This window comes from Leisingera sp. CC-HEC093, assembly GCF_059429195.1.
In genome coordinates this window covers 2,925,250-2,950,696 of record NZ_JCAIJR010000001.1, presented here as the reverse complement: position 1 = coordinate 2,950,696, position 25,447 = coordinate 2,925,250, and the positions used below count along the sequence as shown (strand labels likewise).

The window sequence follows — 25,447 nt, the reverse complement described above, 5'->3', positions numbered from 1 at the left end:
GCCGCAGCCCGGTCAAGGGGAATGGCACGATCATGGCCTGCAACCCCTCATAATCCCGTTAACGATTAAGTTTTTTCGCCAAGCTGCGGATTTCACAGTCGCATTTGCGGCCGCCGCACATATATTCAACTCAACAGGAGAGATCATGAGAGCAATCCTAAGCGTTGTTTTGGCAGGCTTCCTGCCGCTGGCGGCTGCGGCGGCGGACGGCAGTGCCCCCGAATTGATACAGCCCGGGTATGATGGCCAGCTGGAAGAGTTCCAGTGGACCCACCGCCCGGTGGTGGTGTTTGCCGACAGTCCCGAAGACCCGCGGTTCCATGAGCAGATGGAACGGCTGATGGACGGCGTTGAGGCCCTGAAGGAGCGCGACGTGGTGGTGCTGACTGATACCGATCCGGCGGCCAAGTCCGCCCTGCGCAAGAAGCTGCGGCCGCGCGGGTTCATGCTGGTGCTGGTGGGCAAGGACGGCGGCGTCAAGCTGCGCAAGCCGCACCCCTGGACGGTGCGCGAGTTGTCCCGCACCATCGACAAGTTCCCGGAACGGCTGCGTGAAGTGGAAGAGCGGCGCGGCGGCTGAGCCTGCGCGGCAGGCCGGGTCAGCCGTTGCCGCGGACGTAGATCAGCGCCATTGCCTGTTTGTCCAGAACCACCATGGCGCCGCTTTCCGGCACGAATACCAGGCTGGACGCCGGGTTGCGGATCGCCTGGTAATAGACGGATTTGACCAGATCGGTCATGCAGCTGACCCCTGCCAGCCCCGAATTCAACACCCCCAGCCCCTGCGGCAGGTCGCGGGACATGATGTCCTCTGTCACCGCGTTGGGCGACTTGCCGGAGACCGCAAACATCACCGGCTTGCCCGCTTCCAGCATCTTCATGCCGGTGTTGAGCGAACGCGCACGGTCCACCAGCGACGTGATGCGCGGGTTTTCCGCGGTGTGGAATACTGCCGCGGTGCAGCTCATCGAGCTTTGGAAAAAGAACGTCTCCCCCAGCTCCACCCAGGCAGAGAGCTGGGCGCGCAGCGCCTCTTCCTTGTCCAGCGCGCAGCCGGAAAGAAGCGCCAGGGCGGTCGATAGGCAGGTCAGAAGACGGGTCATGCGGCACCTTGAGGTCGTCAAACGGCGCCAGTGTCGCAGAAAAAGCTGAAGATTTGGTGCACGGCACCGGGACGCGCGGGGCAGGCACGGCTGCGGGGGCGGGAAAACCCGCCTGCCCGCGCGCGTATGTGCCCGCCCCAAAGTGCATTATTCGAATTCCATGATCACATCATCAACCGCCAGGCTGTCGCCTGCGCCGGCGTTGATCTTGGACACCACGCCCTTTTTCTCGGCGCGCAGGATGTTTTCCATTTTCATCGCCTCGACGGTGCAGAGCGCCTGGCCCTCCTGGACCTCCTGCCCAACTTCGACGTCGACCTTTACGATCAGGCCGGGCATCGGGCACAGGAGCATCTTGGAGGTGTCGGGCGCCACTTTCTCTGGCATCAGACGGGCCAGTTCAGCCTGGCGCGGGGTCCGCACCTTGACCTGCAGATCGGCGCCGCGGGAGCGGATGCGGAAGCCCTGGGTCACCTTGCCGGTTTTCAGAACCAGGGTTTCGCCGTTGACGTTCACGGTGGCCAGCTGGTCGCCCGGGGTCCAATCGGAGGTGACCCGGTAGCTGCCGCCGCCCTCGAAGTTGACGGTTGCGCCCTCGCGGTCGGCGTCGATCACCACATCAAAGGACTGGCCCTGCAGGGCGACAACCCAGTCGGTGCCGACCTTGCGCTCATGGTTGTCCATCCGGCCCGACACACGGGTGCGGCGGATTTCGGCAACCCGGTGCATCGCGGCGCAGGCGGCCGCGATCTTGCGCAGGTCGTCGCTGTGCAGTTCGACACCCTCGAAGCCTTCGGGATACTGTTCTTCGATGAAGGCGGTGGTCATCGACCCTTCGATAAAGATCGGGTGGTCCATCACCGCGCTGAGGAACGGCAGGTTGTGGCCGATGCCCTCCACCTCGAAGCTGTCCAGCGCGGTGCGCATGGCGCCGATTGCGTCCTCGCGGGTCGGTGCCCAGGTGCAGAGCTTGGCGATCATTGGGTCGTAGTACATCGAGATCTCGCCGCCCTCATAGACGCCGGTGTCGTTGCGCACAGCGGTCTCGCCCGCGGGGGCGTTGCCTTGCCACTTGCCGTTGACCAGCATCGGGCCTGCGGCTGTCTCTGCCGGCGGGCGGTAGCGGGTCAGGCGGCCGATGGACGGCAGGAAGCCGCGGTACGGGTCTTCGGCGTAGAGACGGTTTTCAATCGCCCAGCCGGTCAGCTTGACGTCCTCCTGGCGCATCGGCAGCTCGCCCCCGTCGGCGACGCGGATCATCTGCTCCACCAGATCGACACCTGTGATCAGCTCGGTCACCGGGTGTTCCACCTGCAGGCGGGTGTTCATTTCCAGGAAGTAGAAGTTCTTGTCGCCGTCGACGATGAATTCCACGGTGCCGGCAGAGGAATACCCCACCGCCTTGGCCAGGGCGACGGCCTGCTCGCCCATCGCCTTGCGGGTTTCCTCGTCAAGGAACGGCGACGGGGCTTCTTCGACAACTTTCTGGTTGCGGCGCTGGATCGAGCATTCACGCTCCCCCAGGTAGATGCCGTTGCCGTGGGTGTCGCAAAGCACCTGGATTTCGATGTGGCGCGGCTGGGTGACGAATTTCTCGATGAAGATCCGGTCGTCGCCAAAGGAGTTCGCGGCCTCGTTCTTGGAGGACTGGAAGCCTTCGCGGGCTTCCTCGTCGTTCCAGGCGATCCGCATGCCCTTGCCGCCGCCGCCGGCGGAGGCCTTGATCATCACCGGGTAGCCGATCTCATTCGAAATCTTCACCGCCTCATCGGCATCGGCAATCAGGCCCATGTAGCCTGGCACGGTGGATACACCTGCCTCCTGGGCGATTTTCTTGGAGGTGATCTTGTCCCCCATGCTTTCAATCGCGTTCACCGGCGGGCCGACAAAGGCGACGCCTTCGGCGGCCAGGGCCTCGGCGAATTTGGAGTTTTCCGACAGGAAACCGTAGCCCGGGTGCACGGCTTGCGCGCCGGTCTGGCGGATCGCCTCCATCACCTTGTCGATGACAATGTAGGACTGGTTGGCGGGCGGCGGGCCGATATGGACGGCCTCGTCGGCCATTTGCACATGCAGGGCCTGCTTGTCGGCGTCGGAGTAGATGGCAACGGTCTTGATGCCCATTTTCCGCGCGGTTTTGATCACGCGGCAGGCGATCTCGCCCCGGTTGGCGATCAGGATCTTATCAAACATAGGCGGTCCCTTGTTCCTTGGTATTCCGGAATGCAAAACGCCGCGCCCGGGACAGACCCGGACGCGGCGTTTGCGCGATGTCAGAAGCGGCCCGCGAGGGGCGGCTGTTCAGAGCTGCGGCGGAGCCGTCAGCATTTGCGGGGGTTTTGCTGGCAATAGACCAGGTTTGCGGCCACGCCGACGGCTGCGCCGGTGACCAGGTTGGCGTCCAGCAGCGCGGCGCCTGCTGCGCCTGCGCCTGCGCCATAGACGACACGCTCGCCTGTGGTGTCGCCGCATGCCGCCACGGCGCCGCAGAGCGACAGGGCCGCGATGAGAGATTTTGCCCGCATATCCAGTATCCTTCTTCCGGGGACGCTTGTGTCCCGGCCGAATTTGCAGGCCTGCAAGCAAGGTGCAACGCTGACCGGGAGCAATACGCCTGTTCGGCGGAGGCTTGCCGCATCAGGGGGGGCATGCGGCAAGCTTCCGCCAGTGCCTGAAGGGGGTAAAAGACGGGCAGGCCGCGGATGGGGTCGCGTACCTGCCCGTTCAGGCGAAGGGGCCGGAACAGATGCTCGGCACAGCAGCGTGGCTGCGCTGCTTGACTCACGATGCACCGGCCGGCCGCGGCTGTAAGCCCCCGAGACTGAACACTGCCGATTTGGGCGATTTCCTGCTGACTCTCGCAGAGCTTGTGCAAATTCACGCCGAAACCACGGGCCGCGGCGGCGGTTGCGGCGCGCAGGCGCATCGCGCCTGTCACATCACCGTGACGGCGGCGGCGCGCATCCGCGCCAGGCCCGGACCCGCGGCGCTGGCGCGGTGAGCGGAGGCCTGATTCCAGGGCATTTTTTCCGTGCTCTGCCAAGAGCTTGACCGGCAACGTAACGACAGCGCGATTACCTTGTGAGATTTGGTCACTCTTTCGGGGGCCAGAGATCACAGCGTCTCCCGGCGATGTCATTTCCCCCTGTTTGCGGACCGTGGAAGCGTGTCTGCACACCACATAAGGAGGAGGGATAATCCCATGAAACAGGTGCATAACGGGCGCTTGACCCTGGCTGCTGCCGCGCTTGCCGGCAGCGCGGGCCTGGCGCAGGCGGACGCCGCATCCGAACTGCAGGATCTGCGCGCGCGGGTTGAAGCCCTGGAAGCTGAAAACCAGCAAGCAGCCAGCATCCCCGGCGATTTCCGGCTGGGCAATACGGCGGTCGATATCTACGGCTATGCCAAGGCCGATTTTTACTACGACTTTGATTTCGTTCAGGGCGATACGGCATTCGTCAACAATATCGGCGAGCCGGTAAACGCAACCGACGGCGAGTTCGGCGCCACCGTGCGCCAGTCGCGCCTGGGCATCCGCACCACCACGGAAAGCGATATCGGCACCCTGCGGGGGCAGCTGGAGTTTGACCTCTTTGCCTCTGGCGGGCGGTCCGAACTGCGGCTGCGCCATGCCAATATCCAGATCGGCGATCACTGGACCTTTGGCCAGACCTGGACCAACTTCATGCCGCTGGGCCAGTATCCCGCCAGCGTGGAGTTCAACGGCCCTGTCGGCATTGCCTTTGCCCGGGTGCCGCAGATCCGCTACAGCAACAGCTTTGGCGATGGCTTCGACTACAGCCTGTCGCTTGAGGAAAACAGCGCCTCCTCCAGCGATCCGGTGTTCACCGCCGCGGCGCAGTACAGCAACGATTTGTTCACCGCGCGGATTGCCGGGCTGACCGGCACCATCGAAAGCGGCGGCGTGGAAGTGGATCAGACCGGCATCACCCTGTCGGGTTCGATCACCCCCTGGGAAGGCGGTTTGTTCCAGGCCACCTATGTTGACGGCGAAGCCCTTGGGCCGCTGCTGATCGGTTTGGGTGATGCTGTGGTTGGCGGCCAGGCGAACGACGTGGAGGGCTACACCCTCGAGTTCCGCCAGGACATCGGCGACAAGTGGAATGTCGGCATCGGCTACGGGCGCGAGGATTACGATCTTCCGACCTCGACCGGGACGCTGTCGTTCACCGAGCTGGAAACCATTCACGTCAATGCGTTTTACCGCCCCACCGACAATCTGACGCTCAGCGCGGAGTATATCTTTGGCGAGCGCAATGACGCGGCCACCGGCAACAGTTTTGACGGAGACCGGGTGCAGCTGGCGGTGCAGCTGAACTTCTGAAGCACGGCGCCCCGAACGCTGCAGCAGGCATCGCGGAAAACTCCGCGGTGCCGTCTGCGTGCTTTGCGTCCAGGGCTGCGCCATTACTCGAACGCCTCCGGGAAGGACGCGCGCGCAACCGGCTCGTCAATAACCAGGAGCGCCTCATAGCTTTCCGGATCAAACGGATCCTCGGCCGGGATCACCTCGCGGCCGAACAGCCAGCTGAGACGGCCTGCATCCAGGTTGCCGCGCTCAAACGGCTGGTCGCCGAAATGCTCCCACAGCGCCTGCATGAACGTCTGATCGACGCGTCTGTCGACATTCTTGCGGTCGCGGAATCGCTCGCGCCGGGTCAGCGGCGTCACCCCCTTGGGGTTCGGACGGCGGATGGTGAATTGGAAATCGGTGCCGGGCATACGGCCCGGGAACCCGCGGTGTTTCAGCATTTGGGTGCCTCCGGTCCGGCACCCCACGGGGCGGCGGGGGCCGGCCGCAGGGCCGGACCCCTGATGTGATTAGTTGTACTTGCCGGTGAAAACCGGTTCTTCGGAAACCGGCTGCGGTTCGACAACCACGTATTCTTCTTCCTGCTGGGCGCAGGCAGTGACGGCGGCCAGCAGGCCGGCCAGGGCGATAAGCTTGATGCTCTTGGACATTTCTGTCTCCTGATAAATTTTGTGAAACCTGCGGCAGCTCTGCCGACCGCGTGCCTCAACCTCAATGCGAAGGCAGCCTTGTGACTGCCCGCGCCAAGGATAGCCGGGTTTGCCGCCATGTCACATGCAAATCGCGGCAACTGGCTGGTCTGTGGCTGCAATGCCGCAAGAATCCGCCGGTCCTGCCCATAGCCCGCAAGATATTGTGGATGCATCAGAAAGCCTCCCACATGCAGGCCGCGCCTTCGGGGCGGTAAGCTTCGAAATACTGCGTTGCAGCGGCATCCTGGGCGCCAAAAGGCACTATCCGGTCCGAGAGCGAAATCACCACCCGCGCCGCGGACAATCCGTGTTCGGCCAGATAGGGCAGCGCGATGCTGCCGCAGAGATGGTCCATGTCGGGGGCCGCCACCTCATAGCTGACGGCGCCGGTTCCGCGGGCGATCTGCGGCGCCAGGAAGCGGAACCGCGCCCATGTCTGGCCGGGCTGGCCGGGAGCGTCGTCCAAGAGAACCTCTGCCAGCGTCACCGCCTGGCCCGAAGGCACGGGAACTGCATCCGCAGCTGCGGCAGTGACCGCATAGAGAGCAAAGGGGATTGCCGCCAGATATCCGCAGCCCCGGCCCCTGGCGGACCAGGCTCCTCCGGCCGGAGCTGCAGGCGCTGCGCAAGTGGCGCGCGCTGTCTGATATCGGCTGAGGCGGATCATGACGCTGATTCGCTCTTCATGTCAATTTTTGCCGCGATTCTATGCGAATCCTTCGCATCTGCCTGGGAATCGGGCAGCGCGGCGTCCTGACCCCGCGCGGCATGGCGGATCCAGCGGGCGCGGCGGGCGGGATCTTCCAGCACATCCGCAATTTGCCCGGCTGCATTGGCAGGCACCCGGCCCCTCACCTGGCCGCCCGCGCGCACCCGCAGCCCCCGCCCTGCGGCGGAAATTTCCACCACCGGGGAGAAGCCGCGCAAGCGTTGCAGGCGCCGCCACATGTCCTGACGGATCTGATGCGCCAGCCGCAGCGGATCAGCGGCGGGCAGCACGGTTTCCGCCGCCACGTCGAAGCACGCAGGCAGGCGGCGCGACAGCGTCAGCGCGCTGTCCGTGCGGGTGATATGCCAACGGCTGCGGGTCAAGCTCCCGGCTCCCTTTTCATGTGGCTAAAAATATCCTCGGGGGTGCGGGGGCAGACAGCCCCCGCTGAGGCATCCGCCGTTACAGCGGAATGTTGTCGTGCTTTTTCCACGGGTTCTTCAGCTGCTTGCCCCGCAGAGAGGCAAAGGCGCGGCTGACCCGTTTGCGGGTGGACTGGGGCATGATCACCTCGTCGATGAAGCCGCGTTCGGCCGCCACGAAGGGGTTGGCGAAACGGTCTTCGTATTCGGCGGTCTTCTGGGCGATCTTGTCCGGGTCGTTCAGATCGGCGCGGTGGATGATCTCGGTGGCGCCCTTGGCGCCCATCACCGCGATTTCGGCGGTCGGCCAGGCGTAGTTGAAGTCGCCGCGCAGGTGTTTGGAGGCCATCACGTCATAGGCGCCGCCATAGGCCTTGCGGGTGATCACGGTGACCTTCGGCACGGTGGCTTCGCCATAGGCGAACAGCAGCTTGGCACCGTGTTTGATGACGCCGCCGTATTCCTGGGAGGTGCCCGGCAGGAAGCCCGGCACGTCGACGAAGGTCAGGATCGGGATTTCAAAGCAGTCGCAAAAGCGCACGAAACGGGCTGCCTTGCGGCTGGAGTCGATGTCGAGGCAGCCCGCCAGCACCATCGGCTGGTTGGCAACGACGCCGACGGTCTGGCCTTCGAGGCGGATGAAGCCGGTGATGATGTTTTTGGCGAAATCCTCCTGGATCTCGTAGAAGTCGCCCTCGTCCGCAACCTTGGTGATCAGCTCCTTCATGTCGTAGGGGCTGTTGGGGTTTTCCGGGATCAGGGTGTCCAGGCTTTCCTCGATCCGGCCGGGCTGGTCGAAGAACGGGCGCACCGGCGGTTTTTCCCGGTTGTTGAGCGGCAGGAAGTCGACCAGGCGGCGGACTTCGGCCAGCGCCTCGACGTCGTTTTCAAAGGCGCCGTCAGCGACGGAGGACTTGCGGGTGTGGGTGGAGGCGCCGCCCAGCTCCTCAGCGGTCACCACCTCGTTGGTCACGGTTTTCACCACATCCGGGCCGGTCACGAACATGTAGGACGTGTCCTTGACCATGAAGATGAAGTCGGTCATCGCAGGCGAATACACGGCGCCGCCCGCACAGGGGCCCATGATGACGGAGATCTGCGGGATCACGCCGGAGGCCATGATGTTGCGCTGGAAGATCTCGGCGTAGCCGGCCAGCGCATCGACGCCTTCCTGGATACGGGCGCCGCCGGAATCGTTGATGCCAATGACCGGCGCGCCGTTCTGCACCGCCATATCCATGATCTTGCAGATCTTCTGGGCATGGGTGGCCGAAACAGAACCGCCGAGCACGGTGAAGTCCTGGGAGAAGACATAGACCTGGCGGCCGTTGATGGTGCCCCAGCCCGTGACCACGCCGTCGCCGGCCGGGCGGTTGTTCTCCATGCCGAAATCGGTGCAGCGGTGGGAGATGAACATGTCAAACTCTTCGAAGCTGTCCTCGTCCAGCAACAGCTCGATCCGTTCACGGGCTGTCAGCTTGCCGCGCCCATGCTGTGCGTCGATGCGGCGCTGGCCGCCGCCCAGCCGCGCGTCCTCGCGGCGGTCTTCCAGCTCGGAAAGGATGTCTTTCATGGCTCATGTCCCCTGTAGATTTCACCGGGACCATATATTGCGCGCCCGCCAAGCCAAAGGACATTCTCGCAAATTTGCAAACCGTTTGCATACGAAGCTGGCAAAGTTGAAAATCAGCAAACCCCGGAGGCAATTCCCGGCTCCTGCTGCGGGGCCGGGCCGCCCTGTCAGGCGGCCTTTGCAATCCCGGCCATCTGCCGCAGGGCGCTGGTCAGCGGCGCCTTCACCGGGGCGGAGATGCCAAAGGGGTTGTCCTCCACCAGGGCAATCACCGGGTCGTCCTTGAGGAACTTGAGATAGGCGGCGATCTGGGCCAGCAGCGCCTGCGCCGCCGTCTTGCGGGCTTCGCCGGTGGCGGAGTTCATCTCGAACAGCGCCTTCATCAGCGCGGTTTGATTGCCATCAGTGGCACCGGCCAGCCCGGCATCGGCGATCTGCGCCAGTACCGGGTGGTTCTGGGTCCGCAGCGCCGTCTGCAATTCAGAGATGCCGCTGTCCACCTGCTCCTTGGCGGCCTGCCAGATTTCCATGACATCCGGTTGCGGCGTCTCTGTCTCCGCTTCTGCCGGGGTATCCAGCGCCTTGATCAGCGCCTTGAGGCCCTCTGCGGCCTGCGGCAGCGCGCCGGACTTGAGGCTGGCCGCAATGGCGCGGGCCTGTTCCGCCAGCGGCGCGGCCTGTTCCGGCGGCAACGTCTTGATCCTGGCCGCCTGTGCCGCCAGCAGCTTACTGAGCTTGGCGGCCTGGGCGGCATCCGCCGGTGCAGATTTGGGCTGGGCTTGCAGCTTGGCCAGTGCCGCGTCCAGCCGGTCGAGGCGGGCAGCGCAGCCATCGTGGTCGCCCTGCCCCAAGAGTTTGGCGCTGGCCTTCAGTTCCGGCGCCAGCTTGCCCGCAAGATCAGGATTGCCCAGCGCCTTCACCGCCTCTGCCGCGGCGGCGATGCGCTGTTTCAGCCCGGTGGCGGCGGCGTCACCGGATTGCGCCGGGGCAGCGGTTTCAAGCTCCTCCGCGTCGTCATCCGGCAGGCTGTCCTCATCGATGACGCTGCCGTCAGGGCCGACCAGCACCGGCTTGAACTTGACCATGCCTTCGCCCTTGAACCGCTTTTTCAGCTGTTTGACGATGCCCTTCAGCGGCTTTTCCGGCTGCAGGAAAACCTCGTTCTCCTCCACCCGCAGGGTGCCGAAACAGGTTTTCTTGATGCCCGGCATCTTCTTCAGGTCGCCGCGCAGCACCTTGCCGGGCTTGCGCAGGTCGATCATCAAACCGCAATTTTCCGGCTTGGCCGCAAGCCCGAAGGCAAAGGGCAGCTCTTTGCCGGACGCCTTGGATTTCTTGATCAGTTTCAGGACGGCGTCGGCGTCAAAAGCCTGGTCAGGCATGGCATTCTCCTAGCTGGCGCCGGTGGCGGCGGCCCATTCCTCTGCGCTCATTTCGGCAAACTCCAGATCAGCCTCGTCACCGGGTTCGGAGAGCGGCTGGTCCGGCCAGATCATCCCGTAGGCGCGGCGGAACAGCGCCACCAGCTCCGCATCGTCGAACGGGTACTGCTGGCCTGCAAACTGGCTGATGCGGCCGCCCGGGCTGGCGATCAGCGAGTCCAATGCGAGGCGCAGCCAATCCAGGTTGCCGTCCTTGTGGGCGCGTTTGTGCATGGCGCGGATGTCGGCGTCGAATTGCGCCAGGTCTGCCATCGGGTCAGGCGCGTTGACGGCCCGGCCCATGGTCAAGAGCCGCGTGTAGCCTTCGATCAGTTCCTTGCGTATCTTCATGGGATCATGTTGTCCGGATTGCCATTGGTGTAGGTCTTGGTCTCGTTATCCCAGCCGTCGGCGACCGGGTATTGCTGCATCATCACCCAACGGCCCGGAATCTTGGCCGGGGCGGCACCGTGCCGGGTTTTGTATCTCTCGACATAGTCGGCGTTATCCTGGGGCTTTTCCGCCGGGTAGTGCGTGCCAGGGTCAGGATGACTGGTGGTTTCATCCGGCAGTTCCTCCGGCTCCCAGATAAAGTTCACATAGGCGCGGGTCAGCCCCTCTACCTCCTCGAAGGTTTCATAAGTCTTGTCGGGGACCGGTTCGTCATCCATGCGGACGTGTTTCTTGTGGCCGATGTAGGCCTTGTCGATCGGGCGTCCGTGCTCGACGGTGAAATCGGCGGTTTCATCAGGGTCCGTGAGCGGATCGCCGGTGTATGTCATTTCCGTCTCAGTGATGTCGATGCCATCTGCCAGCGCCGCCTGCGCTGCCAGCTCGCGGCCCGCGAGCCAGTCCTGCGGGCTGTCGAACCTGGACGAGGCGCCAGTGTAGGAGCGCTCATCATCGGAGTGCGCGTTCGGCGGCTTGCCGGTCTTCAGACGGGTTATCAGATCCTCGTCGCTGACACCGGGGCCGTGGCGGTCCAGCGAATGGCCTGCATTGCTGCCGACACCGTCCATCATTTCATAGGCTTCCGCCGCCTCAGCGCTGAGCTTTTCCAGATCTTTGCGGATCTGATCGAAGGCGGTTTTGGCCTTGGAAAAATCCGGTTTCTTCGCCTCGGCCTCAGCCGCTGTAATCTTGACCTCGAAGGCGTCCAGCTCATCCTGGGGGGCGCTGGCCCGTTTCAGCGCTTTGATAATGCCCTGCACCTGATAGCGGGCGGTGGCCATCGGCTTCACCTCGGCCAGCAGCTTCTGGTGGGTATCGAGCATCAGGAAGGCGTCGCCGTATTCCCTGTCAGTGTCCGCACGGTCCGTGGCGGTCTTCAGCGCGGTATCCAGTGCGGCCTCGGCCTCCGGCAGTTTGAGGTATTTTTTGGTGCGGGCGTGTACCTTTTCAACCTTGGCGAGCTTGGCGCGGTAGTCGGCCATTGCCAGCACCAGATCCATATAGTCCGTGCCGTCCAGCACCGCCTGCAGGTCCACCGCTGCCTTGGCCGGATCGCCGCCGCGTGCGGTCACTTCCGCTGCCTTGATTGCGGCATCCAGCGGGTCGCGCAATTCATCCGCATCACCGGGCAGCACCGCCAGCAAGTCCCCTGCCGCCTGTTTGGCATCCAGATAGGCAGGCATTGCGCGCAAGAGCGCCAGGGCAGCCGGCACCGCGGCTATTGCATCAGCATACTTTCCGGCCGCCAGGGCATCCGCGACCGGTTTCTGGAAATCATAAGCCGCGGCAGCCGGATAACGCTGGAGGATCAGCGCCATCTCGCGGCGCTCGTCCACCACCTTTTCCAGGTTGAACAGCTGGTTCAGCTTGGCGTGGTATTGCGGCGCGCCGGTCTTTTTGTCGAAATCATCATTGTCGGCCAGTGCCTTGTGCGCGTTCCATGTGGTGGTCAGATCGCTCAGCTCCGGGTCGGAGAGCAGCTTTTTCAGGGCCTCGTATTTCTTTTCCAGCGCTTTGACGATCTGCTTGGAATGGCTCTTGCGCATCAGGGCGCGGTTGGCCTTTTCCCAAACCTTCAGATCCGCCATTGCGCCCGCCGGATCGTTGGCGCCTTTGAACTTCTGCTTGGTGCCTGCTGCCGCCAAAGCGTTGCGGAACCCCTCGTCCGCCCGCAGGGAGCCGTCAAAGCCGCGCATGTAGCGGGCCAGCTTGCCGCGGTCCTTGGAGCTGTAGGCGATCAGTTCCTGCAGCAGCGCTTCTGCCTCTGCAAATTTCTGGTCCTTATAGGCCTTCTTCTTGGCGTTTTTCAGGTGGTTCTTGAAGTCGCGGGCATCCGGCACCGCGCTGTTGATGATAAAATCGCTGCGCTCATGTGTGCTGGCCAGGTACTGCTCCATCAGCGTGGCAAAGCTGACAGCCGCAGCAAGGTCATCCTCGTCGCCAAGGTTGGTCTTCCAGCCCTCCAGAGCAGACTTGGCAGTGCCGAAGTCACCAGCTTTAGAATGGCCGGCCGCGGTTTTCATTCTGGCGCTGCGGTCGTCCTGCGCGTCATCTTTGCCGCTGCCGCTCATCGCGGCAATCAGCGCCAGCGTGCCGCGGGTCCAATTGTCGAAGAAGGTGCCGTAGGCCTTGGCGTCGTCCGCTTTGGCGGAGATATCCTTGGCCTGTGCCTCCACCGTTTCGAAATCAGTGTCCGAGACCGCCGCTGCCATCGCCTTATGCGCCGCTTTGATGCGCCCCTCCACATGAGTAAAAGCACCCTGGTCGAGACTGTCGCGCACCGATTTGAACTTGTCCTCTGCCGCAGCAAGGGCGGATTGCGCCTTGGCCCGGGCGGCAGCGACGGCCAGTTGAGCGGCGATCCGGGTTTCCAGTTCCTTGATGTCGCTGTCGATCTTGTCAAACACCTCTGCGGCGCCGGCGCTGATGATTTCCTTCTTCAACGCCTTGCGCCCGCCTGCCAGGCTGCGCCGCGCGCCGGAGCTGAGCGCGGCAGGGATGGTGATCTTGCCGAGGGCCGCCAGCGCAGCCGCGCGCCGCTGCTCCGTGGCCTCATCACCGCCGCCGGGCGGGTCAGGCATGGTCCAGGCCTTGACCGCGTAAAAGCGTTCCGCCCATTGGCGGATGGCCGGATTGTTGGCGAGCGGGTCCGGGGTATTGGCCATTTGTCACCTCGTCAGGACTGGGGGCGGCCTTGAAATCGCAAATAAATCTGTTGCCTGCCCCAGCATAGGAGACGCCATGATTTTTAAGCAAGCGCCATTTGACGCGGCGTCACCGCTGTGCGCCGCCGCACAGCGGACTGATGGACAACGCCCGCAGACTGTTCTAACCGGATGGTATGTCCACATATGATACCCGGGCCCCTGGCCAGCGGACGCCTCCGCGCATTTTCACCCTGATCCTGCTGGCAGGCCTGTCGGCGCTTGGCATGAACCTGCATCTGCCGTCGCTGGCGGGGATGGCAGAGTATTATGCGGTCGACTACCGGGTGATGCAGCTGTCGGTGGCGCTGTATCTGGCGGGCAATGCGGTGGTGCAGATCTTTGTCGGGCCGATCTCTGATCAGATGGGGCGGCGGCCGGTCATTCTGGGCAGCATCGTGCTGTTCCTGCTGGCCACGCTGGGCTGCATCTTTGCGCCGACCGCGGAGCTGTTCCTGCTGTTCCGGGTGGCGCAGACCGTGGTGGCCGCAACCATGGTGCTGAGCCGTGCGGCGGTGCGCGACATGTATGACACCAGCGAGGCCGCCAGCATGATCGGCTATGTCACCATGGGCATGGCGGTGGTGCCGATGATCGGCCCGGCGATCGGCGGGTTTCTGGACCAGTGGATGGGCTGGACCGCCAACTTCTGGCTGCTGTTCCTGGTCGGCGCGGTGACGCTGCTGATCACCTTCACCGACTTCGGCGAGACTGCGCACAAGAGCGGCAAGACACTGGTGGCGCAGTTCCGCGAATATCCCGAGCTGCTGCGCTCGCCGCGGTTCTGGGGCTACTCGCTGTCTTCCGGCCTCGCGTCTGGTGCCTTTTTTGCCTATCTCGGCGGCGCGCCTTTTGTCGGCACTGAGGTCTACGGGCTGAGCACAGCGGAACTGGGGGTGTATTTCTCGGCCCCTGCCCTGGGCTATTTTGCCGGCAATTTCATCTCCGGGCGGTATTCCACCCGTCTGGGGGTCAACCGGATGGTGCTGTGGGGCTGTGTGATCAATGGCGGCGGAGTGCTGCTGTCGCTGCTGATTGCAATGGCGGGCGCAGACACGGTGTGGACCTTTTTCGGCCTGATGTGCTTTGTCGGCCTTGGCAACGGCATGGCGATCCCCAATGCCACCGCCGGCGCGATTTCTGTCCGGCCGCATCTGGCGGGCACGGCGTCCGGCCTCAGCGGCGCGATCATGATCGGCGCGGGCGCCGCGCTCAGCGCCTTTGCGGGGATGCTGCTGGTGCCGGGATCAACTGCGGTGCCGCTGCTGGCAATCATGTTCGCCACCGCCCTGTGCGGGCTGATTGCAATCCTGCTGGTGGTCTGGCGGGAGCGGCAGATCGGCACATAGCGCCGCCGCGGGCTTGCAGGCGCTGATTTGCAATTATACCATTCGCAAGAATTGGATTTGCAAAGGCGCGCCGCATGGCCACCCAGAAACTATACGCCGGCGCCAAGCTGCGCGAGATGCGGCAGCGGCTGGAGCTGACGCAGAAGGATTTCGCCGCCAAGCTGGGCGTCTCCCTGCCCTATCTGAACCAGATGGAGAACAACAACCGCCCGGTGTCGACGACGGTGGTTTTGGCGCTGGCGCAGGAATTCGGCATGGATGTGACCGAGCTGAGCGCGGGCGACAGCGAACGCCTGGTCAGCGATATGCGCGAGGCCATGGCAGATCCGGTGTTTGCCGATGATGCGCCGCCCTTGGCCGATTTGCGGCTGACCGCATCCAACGCCCCGGCGCTCGCGCGGGCCTTTTTGTCCTTGCACCGGGCCTACCGGCAGACGCACGAACGCCTTGCCTCATTGGATGAGGCGCTGGGGCGGGAGGATGCGCGCATTCAGGCATCGCCTTGGGAAGAGGTGCGCGATTTCTTTCATTACTGCGACAATTACATCGACGCAGTGGACCACGCGGCAGAACGCTTTGCCGCCACCAGCGACATCCGTGCCGCCGCCATTGCCGAGCTGGAGCGCGGCGGCATCAAGGTGCGCCAGACCGAGATGGAGGGGCTGCGCCATTTCGACGCCGAGACGCAGGTGCTGCATCTGTCGAACCGCTCTGCGCCGCAGACGCAGCTGTTCCAGATGCTGCTGCAGGTGGCGCTGCTCAGGCAGAATACATTGCTGGAGGCGACGCTGGATTTTGCAAAATTCCAGAGCGAAGAGGCCCGCGCCATCGCCAAGATCGGACTTGCCAACTATTTCGCCGGCGCGGCGCTGATGCCCTACCGGCGGTTTCTGGAGGCGGCGCAGGCCTGCCGCCATGATCTGGAGCTGCTGGCGATCCGCTTTGGCGCCTCGATCGAGCAGATCGCGCACCGGCTTTCCACCCTGCAGCGGCCGGGCGCCAAGGGGGTGCCGTTCTTCTTTGTGCGCGTGGATCAGGCGGGCACCATCACCAAGCGGCACTCGGCCACGCGGCTGCAGTTTGCCCGTTTCGGCGGCGCCTGCCCATTGTGGAACGTGCACCGGGCGTTCGAGACCCCGGGCCGGTTCCTGCGCCAGTTGGCGGAGACGCCGGACGGGGTGCGCTATATCTCGCTGGCGCGGGATGTGTCGAAACCGGGCGGCTCCTTCGGCGCGCCGGTGCGGCGGTATGCGATTGCGCTAGGGTGCGAGGTGCGCCACGCGGATGCGCTGGTCTATGCCGACGGCATGGATGTAAGCCAGGACAGCGCCTATGAGCCGATTGGCATCTCCTGCCGGATCTGCGAGCGGAAAGACTGCCACCAGCGCTCTGTCCCGCCGCTGGAGCGGCGGCTGACCATCAACACAGATCAACGCGGGGTCTTGCCCTATGAGGTGAGCTGACGCACTGAAATGACAATCGCAAGAATGAGGTCCGAGTAATGCCACCGCGCCGCAGGAAGCGCCTGATCCTCCACGCCGGAATGCACAAGACCGGCAGCACCTCCATTCAGGCTGCGCTCGCCTCTGGTCGCTCCGAAGGCGCCCACGCCATGCGGCTTGGCCGCCCGAACCACTCGGCACCGTGCATAATCCTGTTCCAAGATCATCCGGAGCAGCACTTTGCCTTCAAGAATAAAGGGCTGAGCGCAGCGGACCTGAAGGAACAGCGCGGCAAACTGGAAAAGCGTGTCAGACGCCAGCTGCGCAATCGGCCGGAGAATACCTTTATCTTGTCTGCGGAGTGGTTTTCCACTGCAGGTGAAGCGGCATTGACGCGAGTGCGCAACCGGTTCAGCCCGCATTTCCAGGAGATCTCAGTCTACGCCTATGTGCGGCCTCCAGCCGACTATCTCGGAAGCTCGCTGCAGCAGGACATCAAGACCGGCGCTGCGGTCTTTGCCCCCCGCTGGCCCGACTACCGGAGGCGCTTTGAAGCCCTCGATCGCGTCTTCGGAGCGGAAACTGTCCGGCTGCGAGTCTATGCGCCCGGCAGTTTCACCGGCGGAGACGTCGTTCAGGATTTCACGGGCTGGGCCGGCATCGCGCCGGTAGCGGGCGCCCGTGAAAACCGCAATACCCGCATGACGGCCACCGCCTTGGCTCTCATCTCCTGCTACCGCCGGAACGGCAACGTCCGGTTTGGCACACCCGCCCTGGCACGCAGGGACCGCTTGATCGTCAATGCGCTTATGGAACTGCCCGGCCCGCGGTTTGAGTTGTGTCCGGATCTGGCTGCCAGCGCCATTTCAGCAAACGCGGAAGATCTTGCATGGATGGAAGCGCGGATTGGCCAGACGCTGGACTATGCGCCGCCGCAGCCTGCAAGCGGCACCTGCCGGATCGGCAGCGATGCGGATCTGAAACTGGCCGCTGCGGCCTTTGCCCCCGTGCTGTCGGGCGCAGCGCCGGAGCCCTGGACGGATGACCCCGAGCAAGCGGACATTGCGGCTTGGAAGTTGCTTTCGGAATTCATTGCAAAGCTTCCTGAACCCGAAGGCGGCTAGGCCGGCGCTGGGTCTTGCCCCGTGAGATTAGCTGACACGGCGGCTGGCCGGTGCGAACCGCGTGCCCTAGGTTAGGCGGCATGACAGCATTTGAACAACTGGTCCTGTCCGGCGGCGGCTGCCGGTGTTTCTGGCAGGGCGGCTTTCTGCACGTGGTGAAAGATGAGCTGCGGCTGCGCCCCGCCCGGGTGACCGGGGTGTCCGGCGGCGCGCTGACGCTGGCCGGGTTCCTGGCGGGCCGCGGCGAACGGGTGCTGGCGGAAATGAAAGACGCGTTCCGCAGCACCGATCACAACCTCAACTGGCACAAGCCCGGCGCCGACAAGCTGACGCCGCATCAGCGGATCTATGCAGAAGTGGTCACCCGGGCGCTGGACGGTGAGGCGGCGGCCAGGGTTGCTGCCGGACCGCAGGCGCAGATCCTCTTGGGACATCCGCCGTCGTCCCGCTGGGTGCGGCTGTCAGGCAGCCTGGCCACACTGGCCTATGAGGCCGAACTGCATCTGATCGGCTCGCCGCATTTCAACTGGGCGGAACGATTCGGCGTTTCCTCCAGCCTGGTGGACGCCCGCGCAGCAGCGCAGGAGGGCAAGCTGGCCGATCTGGTACGCTTTGCCGCCACCATCCCGCCGGTGTTCGACCCGCCCTGCTGGGACGGCCGTGCGGTGATCGACGGCGGCATGGCTGACCAGGCGCCGATGCCGGAGCCGGACAAGGGGCGCACGCTGGTGCTGCTGACCAGACCTTACAAACGCCTGCCGGACGTGGACGGGCGCCTGTATGTGTGGCCCGCAGAAGAGGTGCCAGCGGACAAGATAGACTTCACCGATCCGGACAAGATCCAGGCGACCTGGGACGCCGGGCTGGCAGCTGGAGAAGCATTCCTGCGAGAGAGCCGCAACGAACCATGATCCCAGCCGGCGCAAAGCGCAGTGCTGCGAGACGAGCTGTCGAGAATCTGCGATGAACGGGCTGGCAAATCACCCGCGCAGGCGGTCCAGCAGGCGGGTCATAAGGGCGCGGTCTGCTTTGGCAGCCGCTTCCGGCGGCTGTTTGGACTGGTCTGACGGAGCCGGGTGCCAGTGGGGCACGCGGCCTGGTTCCGGCTCCCGCCCCTGTGCCGGGACCTCTGCGTCGGCCCTGACCACGTTCCGGATCAACACAAGCATTTCCGCATCAGAGGTTTCGTCTGGCACCCCTTCGATCTCCTGCCAGCGCCCCGGCTGATAGATCTGTCCCATTGGGCTACTCCTTCGCACACAACAGCGCCACGGCCGGTCTGAGGCCGAACCCAGGCTGCAATCTGCATGTAGCGCATCAGGCCGCAATTTTGACCAATTTGCCTCAAATTCACCAAAATTTTCTTATTTTCCGGGCCGCTAACTCAACAGTCCCTAAAAATACCGGAACTGTTTCCAATTTACGGCCAATCCGCCCCCCCTCGAATCGCGAAACGGCGAGGATGCAGATGGACCCGCTTGCCAGAACGCGAAAAAGGGCGCCGCAGGCGCCCCTTTCCCAGAAGTTTCCGCACAGCCTTATGCCTGGGACAGGATCCCCCAGATTTCGTCTTTCAGCGCGGCACGCTGTTTGCGCATTTCGGTCTCGGCCTGTGCGCTCACCGGCTCCACGTTGGTTTCGGCCCGGTGCACGGCGCGGTTCACCGCGTGGTATTCATCAGACAGCTTGGCAAAATGCGCATCTGCCTGCTTCAGCTGGCTCATCAGCGCCGCTTTGTCCGGGAATTCCTCAGCCAGTTCATGGGGGGTATTGGACACCTGCTCGCTCCTTTTTCCTAGGGTCGGTTGCAGGGTATTGCCTGCCCTGCCCGGCCGCTTTGACGCGGATCAAAAGGTGCGGGAAAGGCGCTGATTTTCAGGCAAAAAGTAAGCCGCCCGCACAAAGGGGAGGTGGCGGGCGGCTTGCTGGCTTGGCAGCAGGATCAGCGCTGCGCTTCTTGCCAGTTCGGGTTGAACCACGGCTCTGCGTTGGACGACGGCAGGCGGCGGCCCAGGATGTGGTCAGAGGCCTTCTCGCCGGTCATGATCGAGGGTCCGTTGAGGTTGCCGTTGGTGATGCGCGGGAAGATCGAACTGTCGGCGACGCGCAGGCCGTCGACGCCGATCACCCGGCATTCCGGATCAACCACCGACATCGGATCCTCTGCCGCGCCCATCTTGCAGGTGCCGCAGGGGTGATAGGCGCTTTCCACGTGCTCGCGCAGGAAGCCGTCGATCTCGTCATCGGTCTGCAGGTCGGCGCCCGGCTGGATCTCGTGCTTGAGGAACGGTTTCATGGCGTCCTGGGCAAAGATCTCACGCGTGAGGCGCACGCATTTGCGGAAATCAATCCAGTCCTGTTCTGTCGACATGTAGTTGAATAGGATGTTCGGCGCGTCCTTCGGGTCGCCGGAGGCCAGCGTGACCTCCCCCCGCGAGGGGGAGCGCATCGGCCCGACGTGGGCCTGGAAGCCATGGCCCTCTGCCGCCGCCTGGCCGTCGTAGCGGACCGCAATCGGCAGGAAGTGGTACTGGATGTCCGGGTAATCCACGCCCTTGTCGGAGCGGATGAAAGCCGCGCTTTCGAACTGGTTCGAGGCACCCAGGCCGGTCTTGGTGAACATCCACTGGGCACCGACAAGGCCCTTGCCGAAGAGGTTCCAGTATTTGAACAGGGTGATCGGCTGCTTGCAGGCAAACTGGAAGTAGAATTCCAAGTGGTCCTGCAGGTTCTGGCCGACGCCCGGGCGGTCGACGACCACGTCGATGCCGTGCTCGGCCAAGTGCTTGGCCGGGCCGATGCCGGACAGCATCAGCATCTTGGGGGAGTTCAGCGAGGAGGCGGCCAGGATCACCTCGGCATTTGCGCGGATCACCTCCACCTTGCCGCCGCGTTCGATCTCGACGCCGACGGCGCGGCCGTCCTCAATCACCACCTTGCGGGCGAAGGCGCGGATCATATCGCAGTTTTCACGCTTGAGCGCAGGTTTCAGATAGGCGTTGGCGGCGGACCAGCGGCGGCCCTTGTAGACCGTCATCTCCATCGGGCCGAAGCCCTCCTGCTGCTCGCCGTTGTAGTCGGAGGTGACCGGGTAGCCCGCCTGGCTGCCTGCCTTGACGAAGGCATCATGCAACGGGTTGTCGCGGGGGCCGCGGGTCACATGCAGCGGACCGTCCTTGCCGCGCCAGTCCGGATCGCCGCCATGGCCGCGGTCGTTCCAGGTTTCCATGCGCTTGAAGTACGGCAGCACGTCAGCGTAGGACCAGCCCGCTGCGCCGCTTTCGGCCCAGTGGTTGTAGTCGCCCGCGTGGCCGCGCACGTAGACCATGCCGTTGATCGAGGAGGAGCCGCCGACCACCTTGCCGCGCGGGCAGACAAGTTCGCGGCCGCCCAGATGCGGCTCTGGCTGGGATTTGTATCCCCAGTCGTAAAGCGGCATGTTCATCGGGTAGCTGAGCGCGCCCGGCATCTGGATAAACGGCCCCGCATCGGTGCCGCCGTGTTCGATCACCAGCACCTTTTTTCCGGCTTCGGACAGCCGGTAGGCCATGGCACAACCGGCTGACCCGGCGCCGACAATCACATAATCCGCGTTCATTTCTACTCTCCATCCGGCAGCCGGAAGACCTGGACTGCTGCCGCTTTCTTCAGATTGGGCGGGCGCGCGCGGCGCCCTGCCCGGCCGTTGTTTTCAGGCAGGCGCCAATCAGAACGCCGCTTCGACGTCGCCCATGCGGACGTAGACAGACTTCACCTGGCTGAAGTGCTTGATCGCCTCTTTCGAGTTTTCGCGGCCAACGCCCGATGCCTTCACCCCGCCGAACGGCGCCTCGACCGGCGCGTCGTTGTAGGAGTTGATGAAGCAGCTGCCGGCCTCAAGGTTGCCGATCACGCGATGGGCGCGGGTGAAGTCCTTGGTGAAAACGCCCGCGGACAGGCCGAATTCGGTGTCGTTGGCCCGGGCCACGACTTCCTCTTCGGTTTCGAAGTCCAGAACGGACATGACCGGGCCAAAGATTTCCTCGCGCGCGATGGTCATATCGTCGGTCACGTCTGCGAACACTGTTGGTTCGATAAAGTAACCGTCCTTGTCGGCGCGGTTGCCGCCACAGATCAGGCGGGCGCCTTCTTCTTTGCCCTTCTCGATGTAGCCCAGCACGATGTTCATCTGGTTCTCGGTGACCATCGGGCCAAAGCTGGTGGCCTCATCCATCGGGTCGCCCAGGATGGCGTTGCCGGTGCGTTCTGCAAGGCGGGCGAGGAATTTCTCCTTGATGCCCTTCTGCACGAACACGCGGGTGCCGTTTGAGCAGACCTGGCCGGAGGAGTAGAAGTTGCCGTTGATGGCGCCGCCGACGGCGTTGTCGATGTCGGCATCGTCAAAGATGATCAGCGGCGACTTGCCGCCCAGTTCCATGGTGACGTGCTTCATGCCTTCGGCAGCGGCTGCATAGACCTTCTTGCCGGTCGGAACGGAGCCGGTCAGCGAGACCTTGTCGACGCGCGGGTCGGTGACCAATGCGCCGCCAACCTCGCCCATGCCCTGAACGACGTTGAAGACGCCCGCGGGGGCGCCGGCTTCGATCAGGATTTCAGCCACTTTCAGCGCGCAGAGCGGGGTGGTCTCGGACGGCTTGAACACCATCGAGTTGCCGCAGGCCAGCGCGGGCGCGCCTTTCCAGCAGGCGATCTGGGTCGGGTAGTTCCAGGCACCGATGCCGACGCAGAGGCCCAGCGCCTCGCGTTTGGTGTAAACCCAGTCCTCGCCCAGCGGGATATGCTCGCCGGTGAGGCTAGCGGCCAAGCCGCCGAAGTATTCCAGCGCATCAGCGCCGGAGGTGGCGTCAGCGACCAGAGTTTCCTGCAGCGGTTTGCCGGTGTCGTAGGTTTCCAGAACAGACAGTTCATGGTTGCGCTCGCGCATGATATCGGCGGCACGGCGCAGGATGCGGCCGCGCTCGGTGCCGGTCATCTTGGCCCAAGCCTTTTGCGCTTCCTTGGCGGTGGAGAGCGCCTGTTCCACGATCGCCGGGGTGGCGGCGTAGACGGTGGCGATTTGCTCACCCGTGGCGGCATAGATCACCGGGATCGGGGTGCCTGCGGTGTCTTCGACGTATTCGCCGTTGATGAAGTGGCTGGCTTTGGGTTGTGCGGGGTGGGTCATAATTTCATGCCTCCGGCGGGGATATTTGGGGCCAGATGAACTGGCGGGATGTTTGTTTCGGGTTATTCACCGCGGGGAAAGCGTTTGCTTTCCTCGAGGGTGTCGAGATTCATGTGGTTGCGCATGTAGCGCTCCGAGGCCTTCTGCAGCGGCTGGTAATCCCAGGGGTAATAGCCGCCCTGGCGCAGCGCCTCGTAGACGACCCAGCGGCGGGCCTGGCTGGCGCGCACTTCTGCGTCGAAAGTGTCCAGGTTCCAGCGCGCCTCTGACTTGGCGCGCAAGGATTCCAGCGTGCCTGCATGGGCCGGATCGTCCGCCAGGTTGTTGAGCTCGTGCGGGTCGGCCTCAAGATCGAACAACTGGTCGGGGTCAAGGGCGCAGCGGTTGTATTTCCACTTGCCATAGCGGAGCGACACCAGCGGCGCATAGGACGCCTCAGCCGCGTATTCCACGGCGACCGGGGCGGTACGCTCAGTACCGGTGGCCAGCGGCACCAGGTTCTGGCCGTCGGTCCAGGGTTCGATTTCACCCATATCGACACCGGCCAGCGCGCCCAGCGTCGGGGTCACGTCCAGCGTGGAGACCGGTGTTTCGATCAGACCCGCAGGCAGGTCCGGCGCGGAGATCATCAGCGGCACGCGGGAGGAACCCTCGTAGAAGCTCATCTTGAACCACAGTCCGCGCTCGCCCAGCATATCGCCGTGGTCGGAGACGAAAAGGATGATCGCCTCCTGCCGGGTGGTTTCCAGCACATTCAGGATCTCGCCGATCTTGTCATCGAGATAGGAGATATTGGCGAAATAGGCGCGGCGGGAGCGTTTGATGTTTTCTTCGGTGATATCGAAGCTGCGCCAGTCGTTGGCGTCAAAGATCCGCTGAGCGTGGGGGTCGTGGTCCTCGTATGCCATTGCCGGAACTTCGGGCAGCAGATGCTCGCAGTCCTCATACAGATCCCAGTATTTGCGGCGCGCCACATAGGGGTCATGCGGATGTGTGAAGGAGACCGTCAACGCCCAGGGGCGGTCATCGAGACCGCGCGACAGTTCATAAAGCTTGGCGGTGGCGTTGTAGGCGACCTCGTCGTCGTATTCCATCTGATTGGAGGTCTCAGCGACCCCTGCCCCGGTGACACTCCCCATGTTGTGGTACCACCAGTCGATCCGCTCTCCCGGCTTGCGGTAATCCGGGGTCCAGCCGAAATCAGCCGGGTAGATGTCGGTGGTTAGCCGGTCCTCGAACCCGTGCATCTGGTCGGGGCCGACAAAGTGCATCTTGCCCGAAAGGCAGGTGTAATACCCGGCGCGGCGCAGATGGTGGGCGTAGGTCGGGATGTCGCTGCGGAATTCGGCGGCGTTGTCATAGACGCCGGTGCGCGAGGGCAGCTGGCCGGACATGAAGGAGGCGCGGCCCGGCGCACAGAGCGGCGACGCGGTATAGGCATTTTTAAACCGGGTTGAGCGTTCCGCCAGCTTTTTCAGGTTCGGTGCATGCAGCCATTCGGCGGGGCCGTCCGGGAAAAGCGTCCCATTCAACTGGTCAACCATCAGGATCAGGATATTCGGGGCACTCATCGCGGACCTCCCAGTATTGGCGATGCTTTACAAAGGCGCCTGGCAGGCCCGAAGGCGCTGCCAGGCAGTTTGGTGGCTGGTCCCGTCATTCGGGGAAACTTGGGGGCCAGCCGGGAGACCGCCCTTAGTGGGCTGCCTTGATCTTTTCGAAGTCGAGCGTGTTTTCCTCGGGCGAGGCGTCGATGCTCATCACTTCGCTGCGTTTGACGAAAGCAATGTAGGCCAGGCAAGCGAGGTAGAGGCCGATCACCGCGGTGCCGATCCACTCAATCTTCAGCCAGTCGGACTTGAACGCCCAGGTCAGGCCGAACAGCACAATCGCGTTGCCGAGCACGTAGGGGATGGTGCCGAAACGTTTGGCCGTCAGGTTCAGGTTGTCAGTGTAAAGGCGGATCAGCGAGTCAAAGGAGTTGACCACGAAGATGATGCCCACAACCAGCATGGAAACATTGATCAGCAAGGTCAGCTCGATGCTGTTCAGGTGGTAGTAGTAGAGAACCGAGAACCACAGGCCCAGCGGGATCGACGGGAAGATCAGCAGCGCCGCCAGAACCTGCCAGGTCTTGAGGCCGCCGACAAAACGCGAGGTGAACTGACCGATCATGATCGACCATGCGAACCACCAGAACAGATAGAACTCGTGGTAGTCGGTGAGCGGCAGGATGAATTTGTGGATGTTCGCGAAGTAGCCGCCGATGTTCGACGCCGTGGCCGCAAACTCGCCCAGGCCGATGCCCGCATAGGCCCACATACCCAGGATCAGCGCCAGGAACAGCGCGGTGGAGCCGACCGACAGGATACGCACATATTTGATGTCGGTGGAGGAGAAGGCGGCAAACAAGATCACCAGGAAGACGATGACAAAGAATTCCGGGATCACGGTTTCGCCGTCACCCATGAAGGTGGCGTAATACGGCAGGTAGTTCAGGAACAGCGCACCGGTGAAGGCGCAGGTGCCGATGATCACGATGTTGTTGATCCATTTCACCAGCGGGATCTCAAAGAACTTCACCCGCGGCTCGACCACGCAGAAATAGAAGGTCGTCAGGAAGTAGAAGCCCCAGATCAGGAAGCCCCAGAAACCGAACTCCAGCGCCAGCGGGTTGGTGAAGCCATAGGCCGGTTCCGCTGCGGTGTCCGCATAAAGCGGGAAGTCCCAGGCCAGCGGGAACATGATGAGGCCCACGTCCAGACCGGAGGTGAACAGGATTGCGATGAAGGTGAAAAGATGAACGGGGGTTACGCCGACATTGCGGACGTTCCACCACTTGATCACGCAGAACGCCACCAGCGCAAAGGCCAGCAGAATCCCGAACGAGATGATTGAAGTCATATGTCCCTCCCATTTCCGGACGGTTTCCGCCCTAAGACATGGAAGGAGTACATATC

The 25,447-nt window shown here is 63.5% G+C and carries 24 protein-coding genes; 7 read left to right on the top strand and 17 right to left on the bottom strand.

Translation table 11 applies throughout. The features are described from left to right. Positions 1 to 145 precede the first annotated feature (145 nt). The gene (locus tag AC5STB_RS14425) at positions 146 to 580 is read left to right on the top strand and encodes a DUF4174 domain-containing protein (protein ID WP_495443500.1); all 435 of its coding nucleotides are present in this window, start codon (positions 146 to 148) and stop codon (positions 578 to 580) included. A gap of 19 nt (positions 581 to 599) precedes the next feature. On the opposite strand, the gene AC5STB_RS14420 is transcribed toward AC5STB_RS14425, so the two are convergent. From AC5STB_RS14420 to AC5STB_RS14410, 3 genes are all read right to left on the bottom strand, one after another. Next, a complete protein-coding gene (locus tag AC5STB_RS14420) occupies positions 600 to 1,103 on the bottom strand; it encodes a hypothetical protein (RefSeq protein ID WP_495443499.1) in 504 nt (167 codons plus the stop codon). A gap of 147 nt (positions 1,104 to 1,250) precedes the next feature. Next, positions 1,251 to 3,296: an acetyl-CoA carboxylase biotin carboxylase subunit gene (locus AC5STB_RS14415; RefSeq protein ID WP_495443498.1), complete on the bottom strand. Its 2,046-nt coding sequence runs from the start codon at positions 3,294 to 3,296 to the stop codon at positions 1,251 to 1,253. 128 nt (positions 3,297 to 3,424) lie between these two features. After that, positions 3,425 to 3,628, bottom strand: a complete 204-nt coding sequence (locus tag AC5STB_RS14410) for a hypothetical protein (RefSeq protein ID WP_495443497.1) — start codon at positions 3,626 to 3,628, stop codon at positions 3,425 to 3,427. A 311-nt stretch (positions 3,629 to 3,939) separates the two neighbouring features. Here AC5STB_RS14410 and AC5STB_RS14405 point away from each other — a divergent pair, with 311 nt between their 5' ends. Then, entirely contained in the window at positions 3,940 to 4,104 is a 165-nt protein-coding gene (locus tag AC5STB_RS14405; protein WP_495443496.1) for a hypothetical protein, read from the top strand. A 201-nt stretch (positions 4,105 to 4,305) separates the two neighbouring features. After that, positions 4,306 to 5,448 carry a DcaP family trimeric outer membrane transporter gene (locus tag AC5STB_RS14400; RefSeq protein WP_495443495.1) on the top strand — a complete coding sequence of 381 codons (1,143 nt, stop codon included), beginning with the start codon at positions 4,306 to 4,308 and terminating at the stop codon, positions 5,446 to 5,448. 83 nt (positions 5,449 to 5,531) lie between these two features. On the opposite strand, the gene AC5STB_RS14395 is transcribed toward AC5STB_RS14400, so the two are convergent. The 8 genes from AC5STB_RS14395 to AC5STB_RS14360 all read right to left on the bottom strand — a co-directional run bounded on the left by AC5STB_RS14395 (position 5,532) and on the right by AC5STB_RS14360 (position 13,369). After that, complete coding sequence (locus AC5STB_RS14395) at positions 5,532 to 5,876, bottom strand: hypothetical protein (RefSeq protein WP_495443494.1); 345 nt, start codon at positions 5,874 to 5,876, stop codon at positions 5,532 to 5,534. A 69-nt stretch (positions 5,877 to 5,945) separates the two neighbouring features. Continuing rightward, positions 5,946 to 6,086, bottom strand: coding sequence for a hypothetical protein (locus AC5STB_RS14390; protein ID WP_495443493.1), 141 nt, complete (start codon positions 6,084 to 6,086; stop codon positions 5,946 to 5,948). Between the two features lie 214 nt (positions 6,087 to 6,300). Continuing rightward, the gene (locus tag AC5STB_RS14385; RefSeq protein WP_495443492.1) at positions 6,301 to 6,795 is read right to left on the bottom strand and encodes a DUF6497 family protein; all 495 of its coding nucleotides are present in this window, start codon (positions 6,793 to 6,795) and stop codon (positions 6,301 to 6,303) included. Then, a complete protein-coding gene (locus tag AC5STB_RS14380; RefSeq protein WP_495443491.1) occupies positions 6,792 to 7,220 on the bottom strand; it encodes a hypothetical protein in 429 nt (142 codons plus the stop codon). The genes AC5STB_RS14385 and AC5STB_RS14380 overlap by 4 nt, the downstream gene beginning before the upstream one ends. Before the next feature lie 79 nt (positions 7,221 to 7,299). Continuing rightward, positions 7,300 to 8,832 carry an acyl-CoA carboxylase subunit beta gene (locus AC5STB_RS14375; RefSeq protein ID WP_495443490.1) on the bottom strand — a complete coding sequence of 511 codons (1,533 nt, stop codon included), beginning with the start codon at positions 8,830 to 8,832 and terminating at the stop codon, positions 7,300 to 7,302. Positions 8,833 to 8,999: 167 nt separating this feature from the next. Further along, positions 9,000 to 10,214, bottom strand: coding sequence for a hypothetical protein (locus tag AC5STB_RS14370; protein WP_495443489.1), 1,215 nt, complete (start codon positions 10,212 to 10,214; stop codon positions 9,000 to 9,002). Between the two features lie 9 nt (positions 10,215 to 10,223). Further along, positions 10,224 to 10,604 (bottom strand): hypothetical protein, encoded by a 381-nt coding sequence (locus tag AC5STB_RS14365; protein WP_495443488.1) that lies wholly within the window; start codon positions 10,602 to 10,604, stop codon positions 10,224 to 10,226. Then, a complete protein-coding gene (locus AC5STB_RS14360) occupies positions 10,601 to 13,369 on the bottom strand; it encodes a hypothetical protein (RefSeq protein ID WP_495443487.1) in 2,769 nt (922 codons plus the stop codon). Before AC5STB_RS14360 ends, AC5STB_RS14365 begins: the two co-directional genes overlap by 4 nt. A 176-nt stretch (positions 13,370 to 13,545) precedes the next feature. On the opposite strand from AC5STB_RS14360, the gene AC5STB_RS14355 reads away from it, so the two are divergent. From AC5STB_RS14355 to AC5STB_RS14340, 4 genes are all read left to right on the top strand, one after another. Next, positions 13,546 to 14,757: a multidrug effflux MFS transporter gene (locus AC5STB_RS14355; RefSeq protein ID WP_495443486.1), complete on the top strand. Its 1,212-nt coding sequence runs from the start codon at positions 13,546 to 13,548 to the stop codon at positions 14,755 to 14,757. A gap of 74 nt (positions 14,758 to 14,831) precedes the next feature. Next, a complete protein-coding gene (locus AC5STB_RS14350; protein WP_495443485.1) occupies positions 14,832 to 16,220 on the top strand; it encodes a helix-turn-helix domain-containing protein in 1,389 nt (462 codons plus the stop codon). Between the two features lie 38 nt (positions 16,221 to 16,258). Then, positions 16,259 to 17,323: a hypothetical protein gene (locus tag AC5STB_RS14345; RefSeq protein ID WP_495443484.1), complete on the top strand. Its 1,065-nt coding sequence runs from the start codon at positions 16,259 to 16,261 to the stop codon at positions 17,321 to 17,323. An 80-nt stretch (positions 17,324 to 17,403) separates the two neighbouring features. Next, positions 17,404 to 18,234, top strand: a complete 831-nt coding sequence (locus AC5STB_RS14340) for a patatin-like phospholipase family protein (RefSeq protein ID WP_495443483.1) — start codon at positions 17,404 to 17,406, stop codon at positions 18,232 to 18,234. A gap of 69 nt (positions 18,235 to 18,303) precedes the next feature. Here the strand turns inward: AC5STB_RS14340 and AC5STB_RS14335 are convergent, their stop codons facing one another. From AC5STB_RS14335 to AC5STB_RS14310, 6 genes are all read right to left on the bottom strand, one after another. Then, on the bottom strand, positions 18,304 to 18,564 hold the full coding sequence (locus tag AC5STB_RS14335) for a hypothetical protein (RefSeq protein WP_495443482.1): 261 nt from the start codon (positions 18,562 to 18,564) through the stop codon (positions 18,304 to 18,306). A gap of 297 nt (positions 18,565 to 18,861) precedes the next feature. Further along, positions 18,862 to 19,101, bottom strand: a complete 240-nt coding sequence (locus AC5STB_RS14330) for an HP1242/YdcH family protein (RefSeq protein WP_495443481.1) — start codon at positions 19,099 to 19,101, stop codon at positions 18,862 to 18,864. 164 nt (positions 19,102 to 19,265) lie between these two features. Then, positions 19,266 to 20,921: a choline dehydrogenase gene (betA, locus tag AC5STB_RS14325; RefSeq protein WP_495443480.1), complete on the bottom strand. Its 1,656-nt coding sequence runs from the start codon at positions 20,919 to 20,921 to the stop codon at positions 19,266 to 19,268. Between the two features lie 108 nt (positions 20,922 to 21,029). After that, positions 21,030 to 22,487, bottom strand: a complete 1,458-nt coding sequence (gene betB, locus AC5STB_RS14320; protein WP_495443479.1) for a betaine-aldehyde dehydrogenase — start codon at positions 22,485 to 22,487, stop codon at positions 21,030 to 21,032. A 62-nt stretch (positions 22,488 to 22,549) separates the two neighbouring features. Continuing rightward, entirely contained in the window at positions 22,550 to 24,058 is a 1,509-nt protein-coding gene (gene betC, locus AC5STB_RS14315) for a choline-sulfatase (protein ID WP_495443478.1), read from the bottom strand. 124 nt (positions 24,059 to 24,182) lie between these two features. Further along, entirely contained in the window at positions 24,183 to 25,391 is a 1,209-nt protein-coding gene (locus tag AC5STB_RS14310; protein WP_495443477.1) for a BCCT family transporter, read from the bottom strand. Between the last annotated feature and the right edge of the window lie 56 nt (positions 25,392 to 25,447).

Bases quoted from the DNA above. Each gene is read 5' to 3' on its own strand.
- AC5STB_RS14425 (WP_495443500.1), top strand. From the start codon at position 146: ATGAGAGCAATCCTAAGCGTTGTTTTGGCAGGCTTCCTGCCGCTGGCG.
- AC5STB_RS14420 (WP_495443499.1), bottom strand. From the start codon at position 1,103: ATGACCCGTCTTCTGACCTGCCTATCGACCGCCCTGGCGCTTCTTTCC.
- AC5STB_RS14415 (WP_495443498.1), bottom strand. From the start codon at position 3,296: ATGTTTGATAAGATCCTGATCGCCAACCGGGGCGAGATCGCCTGCCGC.
- AC5STB_RS14410 (WP_495443497.1), bottom strand. From the start codon at position 3,628: ATGCGGGCAAAATCTCTCATCGCGGCCCTGTCGCTCTGCGGCGCCGTG.
- AC5STB_RS14400 (WP_495443495.1), top strand. From the start codon at position 4,306: ATGAAACAGGTGCATAACGGGCGCTTGACCCTGGCTGCTGCCGCGCTT.
- AC5STB_RS14395 (WP_495443494.1), bottom strand. From the start codon at position 5,876: ATGCTGAAACACCGCGGGTTCCCGGGCCGTATGCCCGGCACCGATTTC.
- AC5STB_RS14390 (WP_495443493.1), bottom strand. From the start codon at position 6,086: ATGTCCAAGAGCATCAAGCTTATCGCCCTGGCCGGCCTGCTGGCCGCC.
- AC5STB_RS14385 (WP_495443492.1), bottom strand. From the start codon at position 6,795: ATGATCCGCCTCAGCCGATATCAGACAGCGCGCGCCACTTGCGCAGCG.
- AC5STB_RS14375 (WP_495443490.1), bottom strand. From the start codon at position 8,832: ATGAAAGACATCCTTTCCGAGCTGGAAGACCGCCGCGAGGACGCGCGG.
- AC5STB_RS14370 (WP_495443489.1), bottom strand. From the start codon at position 10,214: ATGCCTGACCAGGCTTTTGACGCCGACGCCGTCCTGAAACTGATCAAG.
- AC5STB_RS14365 (WP_495443488.1), bottom strand. From the start codon at position 10,604: ATGAAGATACGCAAGGAACTGATCGAAGGCTACACGCGGCTCTTGACC.
- AC5STB_RS14360 (WP_495443487.1), bottom strand. From the start codon at position 13,369: ATGGCCAATACCCCGGACCCGCTCGCCAACAATCCGGCCATCCGCCAA.
- AC5STB_RS14355 (WP_495443486.1), top strand. From the start codon at position 13,546: ATGTCCACATATGATACCCGGGCCCCTGGCCAGCGGACGCCTCCGCGC.
- AC5STB_RS14350 (WP_495443485.1), top strand. From the start codon at position 14,832: ATGGCCACCCAGAAACTATACGCCGGCGCCAAGCTGCGCGAGATGCGG.
- AC5STB_RS14345 (WP_495443484.1), top strand. From the start codon at position 16,259: ATGCCACCGCGCCGCAGGAAGCGCCTGATCCTCCACGCCGGAATGCAC.
- AC5STB_RS14340 (WP_495443483.1), top strand. From the start codon at position 17,404: ATGACAGCATTTGAACAACTGGTCCTGTCCGGCGGCGGCTGCCGGTGT.
- AC5STB_RS14335 (WP_495443482.1), bottom strand. From the start codon at position 18,564: ATGGGACAGATCTATCAGCCGGGGCGCTGGCAGGAGATCGAAGGGGTG.
- betA (WP_495443480.1), bottom strand. From the start codon at position 20,921: ATGAACGCGGATTATGTGATTGTCGGCGCCGGGTCAGCCGGTTGTGCC.
- betB (WP_495443479.1), bottom strand. From the start codon at position 22,487: ATGACCCACCCCGCACAACCCAAAGCCAGCCACTTCATCAACGGCGAA.
- betC (WP_495443478.1), bottom strand. From the start codon at position 24,058: ATGAGTGCCCCGAATATCCTGATCCTGATGGTTGACCAGTTGAATGGG.
- AC5STB_RS14310 (WP_495443477.1), bottom strand. From the start codon at position 25,391: ATGACTTCAATCATCTCGTTCGGGATTCTGCTGGCCTTTGCGCTGGTG.